Source organism: Arthrobacter sp. NPDC093139 (assembly GCF_044754165.1).
In the GTDB taxonomy this organism is placed as follows: domain Bacteria; phylum Actinomycetota; class Actinomycetes; order Actinomycetales; family Micrococcaceae; genus Arthrobacter.
Window position 1 is genome coordinate 58,138 of sequence record NZ_JBIVOO010000016.1, and the last position, 15,225, is coordinate 73,362.

Annotated in this window: 14 protein-coding genes and 2 riboswitches; of the genes, 10 read left to right on the forward strand and 4 right to left on the reverse strand. The window is 65.4% G+C overall.

Going from position 1 to position 15,225, the window contains the following annotated elements; genetic code table 11:
• Positions 1-24: 24 nt before the first annotated feature.
• Positions 25-1,155: a phosphoserine transaminase gene (gene serC, locus ACIP90_RS18970; protein ID WP_400581189.1), complete on the reverse strand. Its 1,131-nt coding sequence runs from the start codon at positions 1,153-1,155 to the stop codon at positions 25-27.
• A 328-nt stretch (positions 1,156-1,483) separates the two neighbouring features.
• On the opposite strand from serC, the gene ACIP90_RS18975 reads away from it, so the two are divergent.
• From ACIP90_RS18975 to ACIP90_RS19020, 10 genes are all read left to right on the forward strand, one after another.
• Positions 1,484-2,179: a metal-dependent transcriptional regulator gene (locus tag ACIP90_RS18975; protein WP_400581190.1), complete on the forward strand. Its 696-nt coding sequence runs from the start codon at positions 1,484-1,486 to the stop codon at positions 2,177-2,179.
• A 133-nt stretch (positions 2,180-2,312) separates the two neighbouring features.
• Positions 2,313-2,556: riboswitch (cyclic di-AMP (ydaO/yuaA leader) on the forward strand.
• A gap of 4 nt (positions 2,557-2,560) precedes the next feature.
• On the forward strand, positions 2,561-3,385 hold the full coding sequence (locus ACIP90_RS18980; RefSeq protein ID WP_400581192.1) for a M23 family metallopeptidase: 825 nt from the start codon (positions 2,561-2,563) through the stop codon (positions 3,383-3,385).
• 114 nt (positions 3,386-3,499) lie between these two features.
• Positions 3,500-3,693: riboswitch (cyclic di-AMP (ydaO/yuaA leader) on the forward strand.
• A 70-nt stretch (positions 3,694-3,763) separates the two neighbouring features.
• The gene (locus ACIP90_RS18985; protein ID WP_400581243.1) at positions 3,764-4,438 is read left to right on the forward strand and encodes a C40 family peptidase; all 675 of its coding nucleotides are present in this window, start codon (positions 3,764-3,766) and stop codon (positions 4,436-4,438) included.
• Between the two features lie 101 nt (positions 4,439-4,539).
• Positions 4,540-5,319, forward strand: coding sequence for an NlpC/P60 family protein (locus ACIP90_RS18990; RefSeq protein WP_400581193.1), 780 nt, complete (start codon positions 4,540-4,542; stop codon positions 5,317-5,319).
• 222 nt (positions 5,320-5,541) lie between these two features.
• Complete coding sequence (locus ACIP90_RS18995; protein WP_400581195.1) at positions 5,542-6,042, forward strand: HNH endonuclease; 501 nt, start codon at positions 5,542-5,544, stop codon at positions 6,040-6,042.
• 23 nt (positions 6,043-6,065) lie between these two features.
• Entirely contained in the window at positions 6,066-6,668 is a 603-nt protein-coding gene (locus tag ACIP90_RS19000) for a molybdenum cofactor guanylyltransferase (protein ID WP_400581197.1), read from the forward strand.
• 33 nt (positions 6,669-6,701) lie between these two features.
• Positions 6,702-7,052 (forward strand): DUF6457 domain-containing protein, encoded by a 351-nt coding sequence (locus ACIP90_RS19005; RefSeq protein ID WP_400581198.1) that lies wholly within the window; start codon positions 6,702-6,704, stop codon positions 7,050-7,052.
• Positions 7,049-8,554 (forward strand): molybdopterin molybdotransferase MoeA, encoded by a 1,506-nt coding sequence (locus tag ACIP90_RS19010; protein WP_400581200.1) that lies wholly within the window; start codon positions 7,049-7,051, stop codon positions 8,552-8,554. The genes ACIP90_RS19005 and ACIP90_RS19010 overlap by 4 nt, the downstream gene beginning before the upstream one ends.
• 78 nt (positions 8,555-8,632) lie before the next feature.
• Positions 8,633-9,523, forward strand: a complete 891-nt coding sequence (gene fdhD, locus ACIP90_RS19015) for a formate dehydrogenase accessory sulfurtransferase FdhD (protein ID WP_400581201.1) — start codon at positions 8,633-8,635, stop codon at positions 9,521-9,523.
• Between the two features lie 154 nt (positions 9,524-9,677).
• Positions 9,678-12,704 carry an alpha-mannosidase gene (locus ACIP90_RS19020; RefSeq protein WP_400581203.1) on the forward strand — a complete coding sequence of 1,009 codons (3,027 nt, stop codon included), beginning with the start codon at positions 9,678-9,680 and terminating at the stop codon, positions 12,702-12,704.
• Here ACIP90_RS19020 and ACIP90_RS19025 read toward each other — a convergent pair.
• The 3 genes from ACIP90_RS19025 to ACIP90_RS19035 are packed head-to-tail and all read right to left on the reverse strand — an operon-like array spanning position 12,701 to position 15,008.
• Complete coding sequence (locus ACIP90_RS19025) at positions 12,701-13,537, reverse strand: amino acid ABC transporter ATP-binding protein (RefSeq protein WP_400581204.1); 837 nt, start codon at positions 13,535-13,537, stop codon at positions 12,701-12,703. The two genes, ACIP90_RS19020 and ACIP90_RS19025, sit on opposite strands and share 4 nt — an antisense overlap.
• Positions 13,524-14,189, reverse strand: a complete 666-nt coding sequence (locus ACIP90_RS19030; RefSeq protein ID WP_400581206.1) for an amino acid ABC transporter permease — start codon at positions 14,187-14,189, stop codon at positions 13,524-13,526. Before ACIP90_RS19030 ends, ACIP90_RS19025 begins: the two co-directional genes overlap by 14 nt.
• Positions 14,190-15,008: an amino acid ABC transporter substrate-binding protein gene (locus ACIP90_RS19035; protein ID WP_400581208.1), complete on the reverse strand. Its 819-nt coding sequence runs from the start codon at positions 15,006-15,008 to the stop codon at positions 14,190-14,192.
• Positions 15,009-15,225: the final 217 nt, after the last annotated feature.

Sequence of the window (15,225 nt, forward strand, 5' to 3'; positions counted from 1 at the left end):
GCCTGTGGCAGCGGCGCGGGGAGGCTACTTCTTCAGCTCGCCCACCACGTAGTCGATGCACTCCAGCAGCGCCGAAACGTCCGCAGGGTCGATCGCCACGAAAGTCGCGATACGGAGCTGGTTACGTCCCAGCTTGCGGTACGGTTCCGTGTCCACAATGCCGTTGGCGCGCAGTACCTTGGCGATGGCCGCGGCATCGATTGAGTCATCAAAGTCGATCGTGGCGATGACGTTGGAGCGTTCCGCGGCGTTGGCGACGAACGGCGTAGCGAACTCGGAGGCCTCGGCCCACTTGTAGATGCGGCCCGCGGAGTCGGCGGTTCGGCCGGCGGCGAAGTCGAGGCCGCCGTTGGAGTTGAGCCATTGCACCTGCGCGTCGAGGGTCACCAGGGTGGCCAGTGCCGGGGTGTTGTAGGTCTGGTTCAGCTTCGAGTTGTCGATCGCCGTCTGTAGGTCCAGGAAGTCCGGGATCCAGCGGCCGCCGGCCTTGATCCGCGCGGCGCGCTCCAGCGCGGCGGGGGAGAAGAGACCCAGCCACAGGCCGCCGTCGGAAGCGAAGTTCTTCTGCGGTGCGAAGTAGTAAACGTCGGTCTCGGCGACGTCTACGTCCAGTCCTCCGGCAGCGGACGTAGCGTCCACCAGGACGAGGGAACCTGCATCCGCGCCGCTCACCCGCTTGACCGGGGCGGCAACACCGGTGGAGGTCTCGTTCTGCGGCCAGGCGTAGACGTCAACGCCTGCCTCTGCCCGGGGCTCGGGGCAGGTTCCCGGCTCCGACTTGATGATGGACGAATCCGCAAGGAACGGGGCCTTGTTGGTGGCCGCGGCAAACTTCGAACCGAACTCGCCGAAGGAGAGGTGCTGGGCCTTCTGCTCCACGAGGCCAAAACTCGCCACGTCCCAGAACGCCGTCGAGCCACCCACGCCGAGGATAACTTCATAGCCCTCGGGGGCGCGGAAGAACGTGCTGAGGCCCTCACGAACCGAACCGACAAGGTTCTTCACCGGCGCCTGGCGGTGGGACGTGCCCAGGAGCGTGGTGGCGGCTGCGGACAGCGCCTCGACCTGCTCGGGCCTGACCTTGGAAGGTCCGGCGCCGAACCGCCCATCCTTGGGCAGGAGGTTTGCTGGGATAGTGATGCTGGTCTCGCTCACAGGGGCTCCAATTTTCGGCATGGACATGCGGATCGGCGGGGACAGTTGGTGACCGGCGGTCAGGTATGGCTGCCCGCGAAGGCCCCCTTTATTCTGCCTGAGACGCGGAAATCCCGGGAACCGTGCCCGTCACAGTCCAGTCATTGAGACGCCGCGGTTTATCCGGAGTAATTCAAAATAGGCTAAGCTTTTGGTTGACGAACAGGCGGACAGTCGGCGTTGCACCGCCGCCGGATTGGGGCCGCGGCGGCTGGATGCCGAGCCGCCAGACGAGGGGCCCGCGGTACCGTGGGAGAACGCAAGTACTGTGCTCGAGGAGCTGAGCTGAATGACGGATCTGATCGACACCACGGAGATGTATCTTCGGACCATTTTGGAGCTGGAAGAAGAGAACATCGTGGCACTGCGTGCCCGCATCGCCGAGCGCCTCCGCCATTCGGGTCCTACCGTCTCCCAGACCGTCGGACGGATGGAGCGGGACGGGCTGGTGGTGGTTACCGGCGACCGGCACCTGGAGTTGACCGAAGTAGGGCGCAAGCGCGCCACCGAGGTGATGCGCAAGCACCGGCTGGCCGAGCGGCTGCTTGCCGACGTCATTGGCCTGGACTGGGCGTATGTTCATGACGAAGCGTGTCGGTGGGAACACGTGATGAGCGAACGCGTGGAACGCAGGATCTACGAGATGCTGGATCACCCCACGGAATCGCCCTATGGCAACCCCATTCCCGGACTGGCTGCGCTGGGCGGCGAGCCGACACGCACCTTTGCCGACGTCGACCTGAACCTGCTGGACGCCATGGGCAGTTATGGCCCGGACTCGAGGGTGACCGTCAGCAGGCTCGCCGAACCGATTCAGGTCGAGCCCGAACTCCTGCAGCAGCTGGACGAGGGCGGGATCCGCCCGGGCGCGACGGTGTCGCTGGAACGGGTCGGGGAGTACATTTCCGTGCGTGTCCCTGGCATCGACGGCGCCCTCGAGTTGCCGCCCGAAGTTGCTGCGCACGTGTTTGTCCGGGTGGCCTGAGTCACGCCGGTGCAGGTTGTCCGACATCAGCTGGCAGGATGACCCACCACTTTTGCACAAGCAAGATAACGGAATTATTACCGCAAGCTTTAATCGCCTATAGTTAAGTCGCAGCGCCGATACCAAAGCGTTACCTGATCCGGAGCCGAACTCTGCCAGCGGATCAGTCGCTCGAAACACCTTCTGGCAGAGGCGGAGGAACCACAACTGGCCGTTCAAAACGGCCTTGGGGTGAAGTCCGCAGCAGCAAGCCACCTTCCACAGACGGAATCTCCGGATACCTCTGTGCCCAAAAAGGCTTGTCATTGCGGACCGGGTCGATCAACTCTCTGACCCGAATCCGACAGCTAACTTCGCAGGCTACCCAGAGAGGAACCGTTCTTGACCATGCAGAATGCCCGGGGCCGCCGCCGCGCTACCGGCTCCGCTGCCGAGCCCCGCACGCCCGTAGCGGTCGCCGCTGAGCGACCCCGCGATGCGCAGCGTCAAGCGCGGAAGCAACGCAGTCCTTTCCGTCAGGTCGCTGACTTCGCCGCTGCCAGCGGAGTCGGGCAGAAGGTCGGCGTGGCCCTTGCCGCCTCGGGCCTCCTGCTGACCGTCACAGTGCCCGCCACGAGCCCGGTCCTGGCCTCGGCCGACCACGGCGCCCCGGCCGCCGCAGGTGCCGCCACGGGGCAGCCAGAGGTCTCCGCCGAGGCGGCAGCCAAGATTGACTTCAGCCGCACCTCCGTTGCGACAGCCGGTGACCCGGATGGCAAGCTCAAGCAGCTCCTGAGCGCCCAGTCCGCCGGCAGTATCAGCCGCGCAGCCTCCGTCGGCAGCCTTGGCATGCCCTTGGCGACCATGGTGAAGTCCTCGCCCTTTGGATACCGCGTGAGCCCCATCACTGGCGGCGCCGGAGAGTTCCACCGTGGCCAGGACTTCGCAGCCCAGTGCGGAACAGAAGTGTATGCAGCGGCCAGTGGCACGGTCACGTTTGCCGGCTGGCACGAGTTTGGCGGCGGCAACAGGGTTGTCATCGACCATGGCAACGGCCTCGAAACCACGTATAACCATTTGTCGTCATCGAGCGTTCAGGTTGGCCAGAAGGTCAGCCGGGGCGACACGGTGGCACTTAGCGGGACCACCGGCGCATCCACCGGCTGCCACCTCCACTTTGAGGTGATGGTCAACGGAGAAGTCGTGGATCCCGAAGGCTGGCTGTAAGCAAAGCCGATGGAGAGCTCTCAGATTCTCGTGACACACCGTGACCTGAATGTGACATTCCCTCCGAACTGTTGTACCGTCTAAACCGCGTCAACTTTTCCGAAGTTGACGCCCTTGAGTGGATTGCCTAACTCTGCCACCGCTCAAGGTCCGTTCGCATTACATCGTCTGGCAGGGGCGGGGGAACCAATTTTGGTCTTCGCAAGAAGGCCTTGGGGTTAAGTCGCAAAGCTTCCCAGGAAGCGGCGCGGCCGGGTGACTCCCATCCGAATCCGACAGCTCACCTCGTAGGCATTGGGAGAGGCTACCTTCGTGTCTTCACGCCACAATCTTGCGCGCCACCGTGCGCAAACGGTTCGTAAGAACCCGCTGGACTCCGTGTCCAAGGCAGTAAGCGCCAATGCAGGCACAGTAGGTCGTCAGGCAGCAGTCATTGCGGCCGCTTCAGGTCTCGTCCTGAGCGCCGGCATGCCAGCCAACGCATCCGACGCCAACATCGGTGTTTCCGCCTCCGCTGAGTCCGGATCCCAGGCGGCACAGCTTGCTGTGACCGCCGCGCCCACCGCAACCGTCTCCTTCGAGCGTCCTGCCGTTACCACCGAGGCAGCCCCCGTCATTGAGACAGTCGCGCCCCAGTCCAGCGACGACACGGCCAGCCCCGAAGCTGCCGTGGAGACCATCGCGGCCAAGGCCGGGAAACTGGTTGACGCCGCAGGCTCGGGTGCAACGTCAGGTCTCGCGGGCATCGCCTACACCGGCATCGGCAGCCCGTACGTCTGGGGTGGCACCACTCCCAGCGGCTGGGACTGCTCCGGCTTCACCCAGTGGGTCTACGCACAGGCGGGCATCAGCATTCCGCGCGTCAATGCGTGGACAGCCATGAAGCCCACGTCGACTCCCGCCCCCGGCGACCTGGTCATGCAGAACGGCGGTGCCCACGTTGGCATCTACGTTGGCAACGGCATGATGATCAGCGCGCTGAACCCCTCGCAGGGCACCATCCTGCATGCAGTGTCCGCCACGGGCACGTCCTCGTTCTACACCCTTCGCTAAAACCCCCCATTCGAGACGATTCGGCGTACCCCCAAGACGCCGGCGCGTCGCTAAACCGCGGCCTGCTACAAGCGGGCCGTGGAACACGAAAGAGAGAAATCATGACTACACGTGCGACCATTGCACGCCACCGCGCCGAGGTCACCAAGACCAACTCGCTGTCCGTCATTGCCAAGGCTGTCGGCGACAACGCCGGCGGAGTAGGCCGTCAGGCTGCTGTTATCGCTGCCGCCTCCGGACTCGTTCTGACCAGCGGCATCGCCGCCAACGCCGCTGAGACCAACGTTCAGCGCGACTCGGCTTCCACGTCCACCCTGGAAGTCCAGTCCTTGGCGTCGGCACCGATTTCGGCTGCATCCAGCATCGCCATCTCCTACGAGAAGCCGGCGATCACCACCACCCCGGCCCCCGTGGTTGAGGCTCCCAAGCCGGTCGTCAACGTCCAGGAAGCCGCGCCTGCCGTGGAAGCCCCGGCCGTGAAGGCTGCTCCGGCAGTTCAGGCCACCGCGAAGGTGGAAGCTGCACCTGTTGCCAACACGTCCTCTGCAAGCGGCAAGGGAGCTGCCATCGCCGCTGCCGCGTACGCCCAGTTGGGCGTCTCGCAGGACTGCACCATGCTGGCCACCAACTCCCTGGCCGCCGTGGGCATCAACTACCACGGCTGGCCGGCAGGCTACCTGTCCCTCGGCCGCACTGTCAGCGCTGCCGAAGCCAAGCCGGGCGACCTCGCCTACTACCAAAACGGCGGCATGGGCCTGGCCCACATCGCTGTCTACGTCGGCAACGGCCAGGCTGTTCACGGTGGCTGGAACGGCGGAACCACCGCGCTGTTCAGCGTCAACGTCGGCTCCGGCCCGGTCTTCATCCGCGTCGGCGGCTAAGCCACGAGCAAAGGCTTAAAAGGACCCCTGCCCCCGCGGCAGGGGTCCTTTTGTCTTAAAACTGCCCGGGCTGAACACCGACACGCCGTGGCCGAATGTTAGGCCGATTCGTCGATATGCGCTAAGAGTGTTTACTCTTGTGGTGTCGATCCATAGCCCGGACATGCAGAGGGCAGCCGGCCCTCGCGCCTCTGCCGGGTGCGGCCGTGAAGAGGTATGCGCATGCGCACGCTCGTTCTTAATGCTGGATATGAACCCTTGGCGGTTGTAACCTTCCGCCGGGCGCTGGTTCTTGTGCTCACAGGAAAAGCCAGCGTGGTTGCCGAAGGTGACGATCCCGTCGTGGGGCCGAAGGACATCATGGGCCGCCCCTCCGTGATCCTCCTGAACCGTTATATCCGGCCGCGCTATAACATGGTCACCGCAGTGAGCCGGCGCGGGGTGCTGCGCAGGGACGGCCACCGGTGCGCATACTGCGGCAAGGCAGCCCACACCATAGACCACGTCCAGCCGAAATCGCGGGGCGGTGCGGATACCTGGGAAAACCTCGTGGCGGCCTGCCTCCGGTGCAATAACGTCAAGGGGGATCACACCCCGGCGGAAATGGGCTGGAAGTTGCGGTTCGTCCCGGCGCCTCCCGTTGGCACCATCTGGCAAATCAAGGAACTGGAGAAGCCGACCCCCGCGTGGGATCCCTTCCTGCTTCCGGAGACGGCCGCCTGACCTGTCCGCACTAGGCTTGGTATGTGTACTTCGATGCAGTCATTCTGGCCGGCGGCCGTTCTTCGAGGCTCGGCGGATCGCCGAAGGCCGAACTGATCTATGAGGGTGAGACCCTTCTGCACCGGTCGATTGCGGCCGCCCGAGGTGCGCGCCGCATCGTAGTCGTGGGCCCGGAAGCCCACGACCTTCCGCCCGGTGTTTTGAGCTGCCGGGAGGATCCGCCGTTCGCCGGGCCTGCCGCCGCGATTGCGGCCGGCCTGGCCCTGCTGGAGTCCCCGGCCCGTCCCGGGGATGATGCCTATGTTCTGGTTCTGGCATGTGACATGCCCCGCGTGGCTGATGCCGTGCATGCCCTTCTGGAAGCGCTGCACGGCGGCGACGGCGTCATGGCAGTTTCCGGCGACGGGCGGCGTCAGCCATTGGCAGGTTTTTACCGCACGGCTGTGCTGGAACGCGCGGTGGAAGAAGCAGCGGCGCGGAACGCTTTGAACCATGGGTCAGTTTTCGCTCTCCTTGCTAGGCTTGACGTACAGGCTGTCACCGTGCCCGCCGGCTCCACAGACGATGTGGATACCTGGGACGATGCCGCCGCATTGGGAGTGGACGCCAGCAATCATCCGGGCTGAACGTCGCAGCCGCAGTTGAGATTGGAGGCAGGCATGAAAAGCCAGGACGAAACGCTTGAGGAGTGGTGCCGTCTACTGCTGCGGGCTTTTGAGCTCGAAGACGTGCAAGTGGATGTCAATGAGGTGCTGTCCCTTGCCGGGGTGGCCGCGCACTCGGTGGTCCGGCCCGCAGCGCCGCTGACCACCTTCATTGCCGGATTTGCCGCCGGGCTCGCCTCAGGTTCGGGCCAGGCGCCTGACTCCACATCGATGAAGGCGGCCATGGACGTTGCCCGTTCCGTGTCCAAGGCCTACTCGGCCGATGAGGCAGGGGATGACTCCTTTCCGCCGGCCGCAGGCAGCTCCAGCAGCGTAGCGGCTCCCAGCGGGACACCGGGGGAATGACCGCTTCCCCCGGACATCCCGCAGCCGAGGCCGCCCAGCCGGCCACCAACCCAGCCGGGAACGCTGCATCGGCCGAGGACGACACAGACGCACTGCCCGCGGACAGTGGACCCGCGGACAGTGGAATCGTGTCCGCGGATCCACCTGCCACGCATGCGGCACACACCTGGGAAGAAGCACGGCAGGCCGCCTTTGACTGCGCTGCTCCAATCCCTGCCGGCCGTGTTCCGCTGCGGGAAGCTTTGGGCAGGACATTGGCGGCGGACATCACCGCGCTGCAGGACATTCCGCACTACGCTTCGTCCGCGATGGACGGCTGGGCCGTCAACGGCAGCGGTCCCTGGATCCTTGCTGAACCCGGGCAACGGCTCGCGCCGCACCAGGCCAGCGTCATCGTGACCGGCGGTCTCATTCCGCCGGGCGCGAAGGCGGTGCTGCGCCGTGAAAGCGGCGTCATGTCCAAGGACGAGGACGGCCTGCCGGTACTGACCCTCGGCGGCAGCGCCCGCCCGGGTGAACCGCGAAACGGCCAGCACATCCGCAATGCGGCCGAAGAGGCCGTTGCCGGCGAGGTGCTGGTCAAAGCCGGCATCACTCTGAATCCTGCGCATCTGGCACTCGCCGCCCTGGCCGGCCACGACGATGTGTCGGTCGTTGGCAAACCGGTGGTAAAGCTGCTGCTCACGGGCTCCGAGATCGTCGAACACGGCCTCCCCGAAGCGGGCAAGGTCCGTGACACCTTCGGCCCGCAACTGGCTTCCGTCGTGGAGATGATGGGCGGTATCTGCACCGGACAGGTCAGGATAGGGGACAGCTACGGCGAGTGGCTGGAAGCACTGGAGGACGAAGGGCCGGAGGCGGAGCCGGACGGCCGCCTGGCGGAGGCGTCAGCAGCAGTCCTGCCTCCCGACGTCGTTATCACCACCGGGGGTACCGGTGTGTCCGGTACCGATCACTTCAGGCGCGCCGTGGCTGATCTCGGCGGGCGGCTGGTGATCGACGGCGTGGCGATGCGCCCCGGCCATCCGGCCGTCCTTGCGGAACTGCCGGACGGGCGCTTCGTGCTGGGATTGCCCGGCAATCCGCTTGCGGCAATGATGGCGCTGTCCACTGTCGGCGCCCCGCTTCTCGCGGCACTGGGACACGGGGCCATGCCTCCCGTGCAGGAGGTGCCGTGCGGAACCATGATCGATCCCGACCCCGGACGGACCAGACTCATGCCGTTCCGGCTCCTCTACGGCATGGCCTCGCCCTCCCAGCACACCGGACCAGGGATGATGCGGGGACTGGCCGCCGCTGACGGCGTGATGGTGGTCCCGCCGCACGGTGTGCAGCTTGGCGAGACCGTTCCGGCCTTTGCACTGCCGTGGGGGCCGGCCATTCCCGAGCCCAAGAAGGCCGACTCCAAAGCGAAGGCGTCACCCCGCAGGGCGGGGAACCGGTCGGCCGGCAAGCCGGCTGCAGACAGCGGGCCAGTGGACTGGAGTGCGCTCCTGGACTGAAAACCACAGCCCGTTGGTGTACTGGCACCCCACTTGCAATGATGGAGGCATGAACAGGCTGGCACCAGGGGTGACCCGATGGGACGCGTGACGCAACGGCGCAAGATTCACCGATACGTCTTGGACGGCTCACCCTCCGCCCTCGAATTTCCGGTCCGGCACCGTGAGGACGTGCTTGCCGTGGAGGAACCGCTGGAGGTCCGGCTCGGCAGTCTCTCCTTCTCGGTGACCATGCGCACCCCAGGGGACGACTTCGACCTGGTGGCGGGATTCCTGGTCTCCGAGGGCGTCATATGGGACCCCGACCAGCTCATCTCCCTGAGGTTCTGTGCCGGGGAAGATGAAAACGGCGTCCAGACCTTCAACGTGGTGGAAGCCCAGCTGCGGCCCGACGTCGTGCTCCCGGACACCGGACGCCACGTCTACACATCAAGTTCCTGCGGGATTTGCGGCACGGATTCGATCGAGGCCGTCCGGAAGTCGTCGCACTTCAGTCCGGCCGACGACACGCTCACGGTCCCGGTAAGAACCCTCGCTGCGCTGCCCGACCTGCTCAGGGAAGCACAGACGGTCTTCGAAGCCACCGGTGGCGTGCACGCCGCCGGTCTCTTCAGCATCGATGACGACGGCGCCGCCCGGCTATTGTGCCTCCGCGAGGACGTTGGCCGGCACAATGCCGTGGACAAGGTGGTTGGCTGGGCGTTGCGCGAGCGGCGCCTGCCGCTGTCCCGTACGGTGCTGCAGGTATCAGGCCGTGCATCCTTTGAACTGGTGCAGAAGGCTGCGCTGGCGGGCATCCCGGTGCTGGCTGCCGTCAGCGCTCCCTCCAGTCTCGCCGTCGAACTCGCGGAGTCCAGCGGGGTTACCGTGGCCGGTTTCAGCAGGGGAAGCAGCCTGAACGTCTATACTGGCGGACACCGCATTTCCCTTGCGGACCTGCCCCGCCAGGAGCCGCGAATGCTTGGCTAATCAGGCGCGACGCAGTAGATTTTATCCATCGAATGGACACGTTGATCCGCTCTTTCAGGGCAGCGAACCTGCCCGGACACCAGCTGGATGACGCCCAGGCCGGCGAAACGGCCGGAACGGGCGGCGCCGGCCTCACGCATTAAAGAGGAACACATTGCACGACGACCGCCGGATCACGGAAGTCCGTCTCGACCGCTTCCTGCGGGAGCGGATCACCCCCGCGATCTACTCGCGAAGCGTACCCCTGACCCTGAGCAGCTGGGAGGTCCCGGACGAGCCTGTCCGCGTCATGGAGGCACTGCGCCAGGATTTCCGGCCGCAGGAACACGGCGCTGCGTGGGGCCGGCCGTGGGGGACCATGTGGCTCCGTCTCCAGGGCGAGGTTCCCGACTCGTGGGGGACCGCGCCGGACACCGAAGTGGAGATGGTGGTGGACATCGGATTCACCACCGAAATCCCCGGCTTCCAGTGTGAAGGCACCGCGTGGCGGCCCGACGGCAGCATCATCAAGGCGATTTCTCCGCGCAACCAATACATCCCGCTCAAACTGCTGGGCAGCGGCATGGCTGTTGACTTCTATGTCGAAGCTGCGGCCAACCCCGACGTTGCGCAGGGCTGGACCTTTGCGGCCACGCCGTACGGTGATAAGGCCACCGCCGGTGACCAGCCGCAGTACCGGCTCGGCAGCATTGCCATTGCCGAACTGAACCGGCATGTGTGGGAGCTGCAGCAGGACATCGCTGTGCTCCGGGGCCTGATGCACGAGCTGCCCATGGAACTGCCGCGCCGCCACGAGATCCTGCGTGCCCTGGAGCGCATGCTGGACGTGATGGATCCGGACGACGTCCCCGGCACTGCGGCCGCGGGCAGGGCAGCGCTCGCCGGCGTTTTGGCCAGCCCCGCCTACGCCTCGGCCCACGAACTGCTGGCCACCGGTCATGCCCATATTGATTCGGCCTGGCTGTGGCCGGTGCGGGAGACCATGAGGAAATGCGCGCGGACGTTTTCGAACGTGGTCGCCCTCATGGACGATGATCCCGATTTCGTGTTTTCCTGCTCCTCAGCGCAGCAGCTGGCCTGGATCAAGGAGTTCTATCCTGAACTGTTCGGGCGGATCCGCGAGAAGGTTAAGGCCGGACAGTTCGTTCCCGTGGGCGGTATGTGGGTGGAATCGGACACCAACATGCCCGGCGGGGAAGCCATGGCCCGGCAGTTCCTGGAAGGCAAGAGCTTCTTCCTTGACGAGTTCGGCATCGAGTGCCAGGAAGCGTGGCTTCCGGACTCGTTCGGATATTCCGCGGCGCTGCCGCAGATCGTCAAGGCAGCAGGCAGCCAGTGGTTCCTTACCCAGAAAATCTCCTGGAACCAGGTCAACCGGATGCCGCACCACACCTTCAACTGGGAGGGGATTGACGGCACGCGGCTCTTTACCCACTTCCCGCCCGTGGACACCTACAACTCGGAACTCACCGCCCGTGATCTTGCCCATGCCGAACGCAATTACCGGGACCACGGGCACGGCACGATCTCCCTGGTCCCCTTTGGCTACGGCGACGGCGGAGGCGGCCCCACCCGGGAAATGCTAGCCGCCGCCCACCGCACCGCGAACCTGGAAGGCTCTCCCAAGGTCCGGATCGGGACGGCACGCAGCTTCTTCGAGCAGGCCCAGGCCGAATACACCGCCCTCCCGGTCTGGGTGGGGGAGATGTACCTCGAACTCCACCGCGGCACCTACACCAGCCAAGCCCGCACAAAGCAGGGAAACAGGCGCAGCGAGCACCTCCTCCGTGAAGCCGAGCTGTGGTGCGCCACAGCAGCGGTGCGCACCGGAGGTTCCTACGCCTACCCGGCAGCCGAGCTGAAACGGCTGTGGCGGCTGGTGCTCCTGCAGCAGTTCCACGACATCCTGCCCGGCAGTTCCATCGCATGGGTACACCAGGACGCCGAACGGAACTACGCCGCCGTGGCCAAGGGGCTCGAAGGGCTCATCAGCCAGGCCGCGGCCGCTGCGCTGGGCGAGGGCAGCGAGGAGTTCCTGCTCAACGCAGGTCCCCGCGAGCGCGACGGCGTCCCGGCACTCGCTGCTGCCCGGCCCGTCCAGGCAGACGGGCCGGTGCAGGTCACCGGCCGGGACGGCGGCTTCGTGCTCGACAACGGCATCATCCGTGCCGTGCTGGATGCCAACGGACTGCTGACCTCGCTGCGCGACCACGCCACCGGCAGGGAAGCCATAGCCCCGGGCAGCTTCGGAAACCACCTGGAGCTGCACCGCGACACCCCCAACGAATGGGACGCTTGGGACATTGACCAGTTCTACCGGCGCAACGTCACGTCACTGACCGACGCAGCCTCCGTGACGGTGGAGCGGCACGGCGGTGACGCCGTCGTCGTCGTTGAACGGCTTTTCGGCGCCTCGCGGATCGTCCAGCGCATCACCCTGGCGCCCGGCGGCAGTTCGCTGGGCATCTCCACGGACATCGACTGGCAGGAGCGTGAGAAGCTCCTCAAGCTGGGGTTCCCGCTTGATCTCAGGGCCGACCGCTCGGCCGCCGAAACCCAGTTCGGACATGTCTTCCGGCCCACCCACGTCAACACCTCCTGGGAGGCCGCGAAGTTCGAGATCTGCGCGCACCGCTGGATCCATGTGGCCGAACCCGGCTATGGCGTGGCCATCGCCAACGCCTCCACCTACGGGCACGATGTGGCCAGGAGTATCAGGGACGACGGCGGAACCACCACGACCGTCCGCCTCTCACTGCTGCGTGCAGCGAAGTTCCCCGATCCGCAGGCAGACCGCGGGCGCCACATCCTGGATATCTGGATCCGGCCCGGTGCCGGCATCGCGGACGCCGTCGAGGAGGGCTACCGCGCCAACCTCGCACCGCGGACCGTGCTGGGCGCGCATCCCGTGGAGCCGTTGGTCACCGTGGATAACGCAGCGCTCGTGGTTGAAGCTGTGAAGCTGGCGGAGGACGGGTCGGGAGATGTCATCGTGCGGCTGTACGAGTCCCTGGGCGAACGCTCGGCGGGACGGGTCACGGCCAACTTCCCTGTCCGGAACATTTACACCGTGGATCTCCTGGAGCGGAAGGCCGAGGCACCGGGGGTCGTGGCTGGAAATAACGTGGCAGACCTCGCCCTGCGTCCGTTCCAGCTGGTCACCCTGAGGTTCGTGCGCTAGAACTCGTGAAGCAGCCGCTTGACGAACTGCCGGGTACGTTCCTGGCGCGGCGCCCGCAGGACCTCTGCCGCCGGTCCGCGCTCAACCACCACGCCGCCGTCCATGAAGATGACCTCGTCGGCCACCTGCCGGGCGAAGGCGAGTTCGTGGGTGACGATCACCATGGTCCAGTTCTCTTCAGCCAGTTCCTGGATGACGGCCAAAACATCGCCAACCAGTTCGGGGTCCAGGGCTGACGTGGGTTCGTCGAACAGCAGAAGCTGGGGCTTCAGGGCGAGGGCCCGCACAATGCCCACGCGCTGCTGCTGCCCGCCGGAGAGCTCGAAGGGGTAGGCGTCGCGTTTGTCCGCCAGGCCAACCCTGGCCAGTAGCTTCTCCGCCTCGTCGACGGCTTCGGTGCGATTGCGCTTCTGCACCTGGACGGGGCCTTCGATGACGTTCTGCAGCACCGTCATGTGGGGAAAGAGGTTGTAGTGCTGGAAGACCATGGCACTGCGGTCGCGCAGGTCAGAGATGTCCTTCTTGGCCACCTTGCCCGAAAAGTCGAGTGACAGGTCTTTGCCGGCGCCGGTGTCTGCAAAGGTGACGGTGCCGGCGTCGGGCGTTTCCAGCCCGTTCAGCGAACGGAGCACAGTGGTCTTTCCGGAGCCCGAAGGCCCGATGAGGGCAACCACGTTGCCGCGGCGCACGTCCAGGTCGATGTCCCGGAGCACCACATTGCTGCCGAATGACTTGGCCAGGCCGCGGACGGAAAGCACCGGCCTCGCCTGGGGCGCACCGGTGTGCTCAGGGTTGCCCGAGGGAGCGCCGGCGGGCGGGCTAGTGGGCGACATAGCGGTCCAATCTCTTTTCGAGGGCGGATTGTCCAGCGGACAGCGCGAGGCAGATGACCCAGTAGACCAGCGCGGCTTCAAGGTACAGCACCATGAACTCCTGGCTGAAGGCGGCAATCTGCTGGGCATTCCGGAAAAGCTCGGTGACCAGGATCAGGGAGGCCAGCGATGTGTCCTTGACCAGGGAGATGAACGTGTTGGACAGCGGCGGCACGGATACCCTGGCCGCCTGCGGAAGGATGATGCGGCGCAGTGACAGTCCCCGCGACATGCCGATCGTATGTCCGGCCTCCCACTGCCCCTTGGGGACCGAGAGGATGGCTGCCCGGATCACCTCCGCCGCATAGCCGCCGACGTTCAGGGAAAAAGCGATGATGGCGCTGGGCCAGGGATCCAGCTTCACTCCCAGACTGGGCAGCCCATAGAAGATCACGAAGAGCTGCACCAGCAGCGGCGTTCCGCGGATCACGGAGACGTAGAACCGTGCCGCCCCGGAGATTACAGCGTTTCGGCTGAGCCGCATGAGCGCCACCAGCAGCGCCAGGGCCAGGCCGAAGGCGAATGAGGCCAGGGTCAGCGGAATCGTTCCCGTGACGGCACCGGCGATGATCGGGCCGAAGGAGCTCCAGACGAGGTCCCAGTTGAACGGCATTTACTTCGTGACGTCCGCGCCGAAGTACGTCTCCGAGATTTTCGCCAGGGTGCCGTCCGCCCGAAGATCGGCCAGGGCCTTGTCCACGGCCGCGGTGAGTTCCGTGGAACCCTTGCGGAACACAAACGCGCTCTCCGACTTTTCCGTGGTTTCTGCGGCGATCTTCAGGCCGGAGTCCGGATTGGTCTTGGCGTAATCAAGATAGGTCAGCTTGTCATTGACGATCGCGTCCACACGGCCCTGACGGACCAGCGTGACGCCTTGTGCCCAGCCTTCAACGGACTGGACGTTTGCGCCGGCGTCCACGGCCATCTTGTAGAAGTTGCTCGTCAGCGACTGGGCGGTGGTCTTGCCCTTGAGGTTCTCGAAGCTCGTGATGCTGCTGTTGTCCTCTTTGGTCACGATCACACCAGTGGAGACGGTGTACGGGGTGGAGAGGTCGTACTTTGCCTTGCGTTCGGGGTTGATGGAGATCTGGTTGGCGATGGTGTCGAAGCGCTTGGCGTCGAGGCCTGCGAAGATGCCGTCGAACTGGGTTTCCTCGAACTTGGGCTTTACGCCCAGCTTGTCCGCTACCGCCTTGGCGATCTCCACGTCAAAGCCGGTGAGCTCGCCGGCTCCTTCGGCGTGGAAGGAAAACGGCTTGTAGGTACCCTCTGTCGCGATCACGATCTCTCCCTTGGACTTCACATCGCTGAGGGAAGTATCCGAGCCGGTGGTTGCCGACGGTGTCTGGGGGCCGCCGCAGCCAGACAGTGCCAGAGCCAGGCCGGCGAGAGTGGCGACGATTGCACTGCGGCGGGTATGGAGGCGGTTCATGGGGTTCCTTCTTCTGCTGGCTGCTGAGGGCTTTGTACCGGCAACGCCCGGGTGACGTCCTTTTATTTCGCCATCATACGGGGGCCGGAACGAGGCCTTAAACAGGCTGAGTGGGGGCGGTCCCCAACGGCCGCCACCACTCATCCCCCCAATGCATGCTCCAGCAGGCGCCACAGTTCTCCGGATCAGCGGAGCACCAGGCAGCAGCTGCTTTCAC

What these genes read in the sequence shown, in the direction of transcription:
- ACIP90_RS19035 (WP_400581208.1), bottom strand. Translation starts at nt 15,008, where the DNA reads ATGAACCGCCTCCATACCCGCCGCAGTGCAATCGTCGCCACTCTCGCC.
- ACIP90_RS18995 (WP_400581195.1), top strand. Translation starts at nt 5,542, where the DNA reads ATGCGCACGCTCGTTCTTAATGCTGGATATGAACCCTTGGCGGTTGTA.
- ACIP90_RS18990 (WP_400581193.1), top strand. Translation starts at nt 4,540, where the DNA reads ATGACTACACGTGCGACCATTGCACGCCACCGCGCCGAGGTCACCAAG.
- ACIP90_RS19010 (WP_400581200.1), top strand. Translation starts at nt 7,049, where the DNA reads ATGACCGCTTCCCCCGGACATCCCGCAGCCGAGGCCGCCCAGCCGGCC.
- ACIP90_RS18975 (WP_400581190.1), top strand. Translation starts at nt 1,484, where the DNA reads ATGACGGATCTGATCGACACCACGGAGATGTATCTTCGGACCATTTTG.
- ACIP90_RS19005 (WP_400581198.1), top strand. Translation starts at nt 6,702, where the DNA reads ATGAAAAGCCAGGACGAAACGCTTGAGGAGTGGTGCCGTCTACTGCTG.
- fdhD (WP_400581201.1), top strand. Translation starts at nt 8,633, where the DNA reads ATGGGACGCGTGACGCAACGGCGCAAGATTCACCGATACGTCTTGGAC.
- ACIP90_RS19030 (WP_400581206.1), bottom strand. Translation starts at nt 14,189, where the DNA reads ATGCCGTTCAACTGGGACCTCGTCTGGAGCTCCTTCGGCCCGATCATC.
- ACIP90_RS19025 (WP_400581204.1), bottom strand. Translation starts at nt 13,537, where the DNA reads ATGTCGCCCACTAGCCCGCCCGCCGGCGCTCCCTCGGGCAACCCTGAG.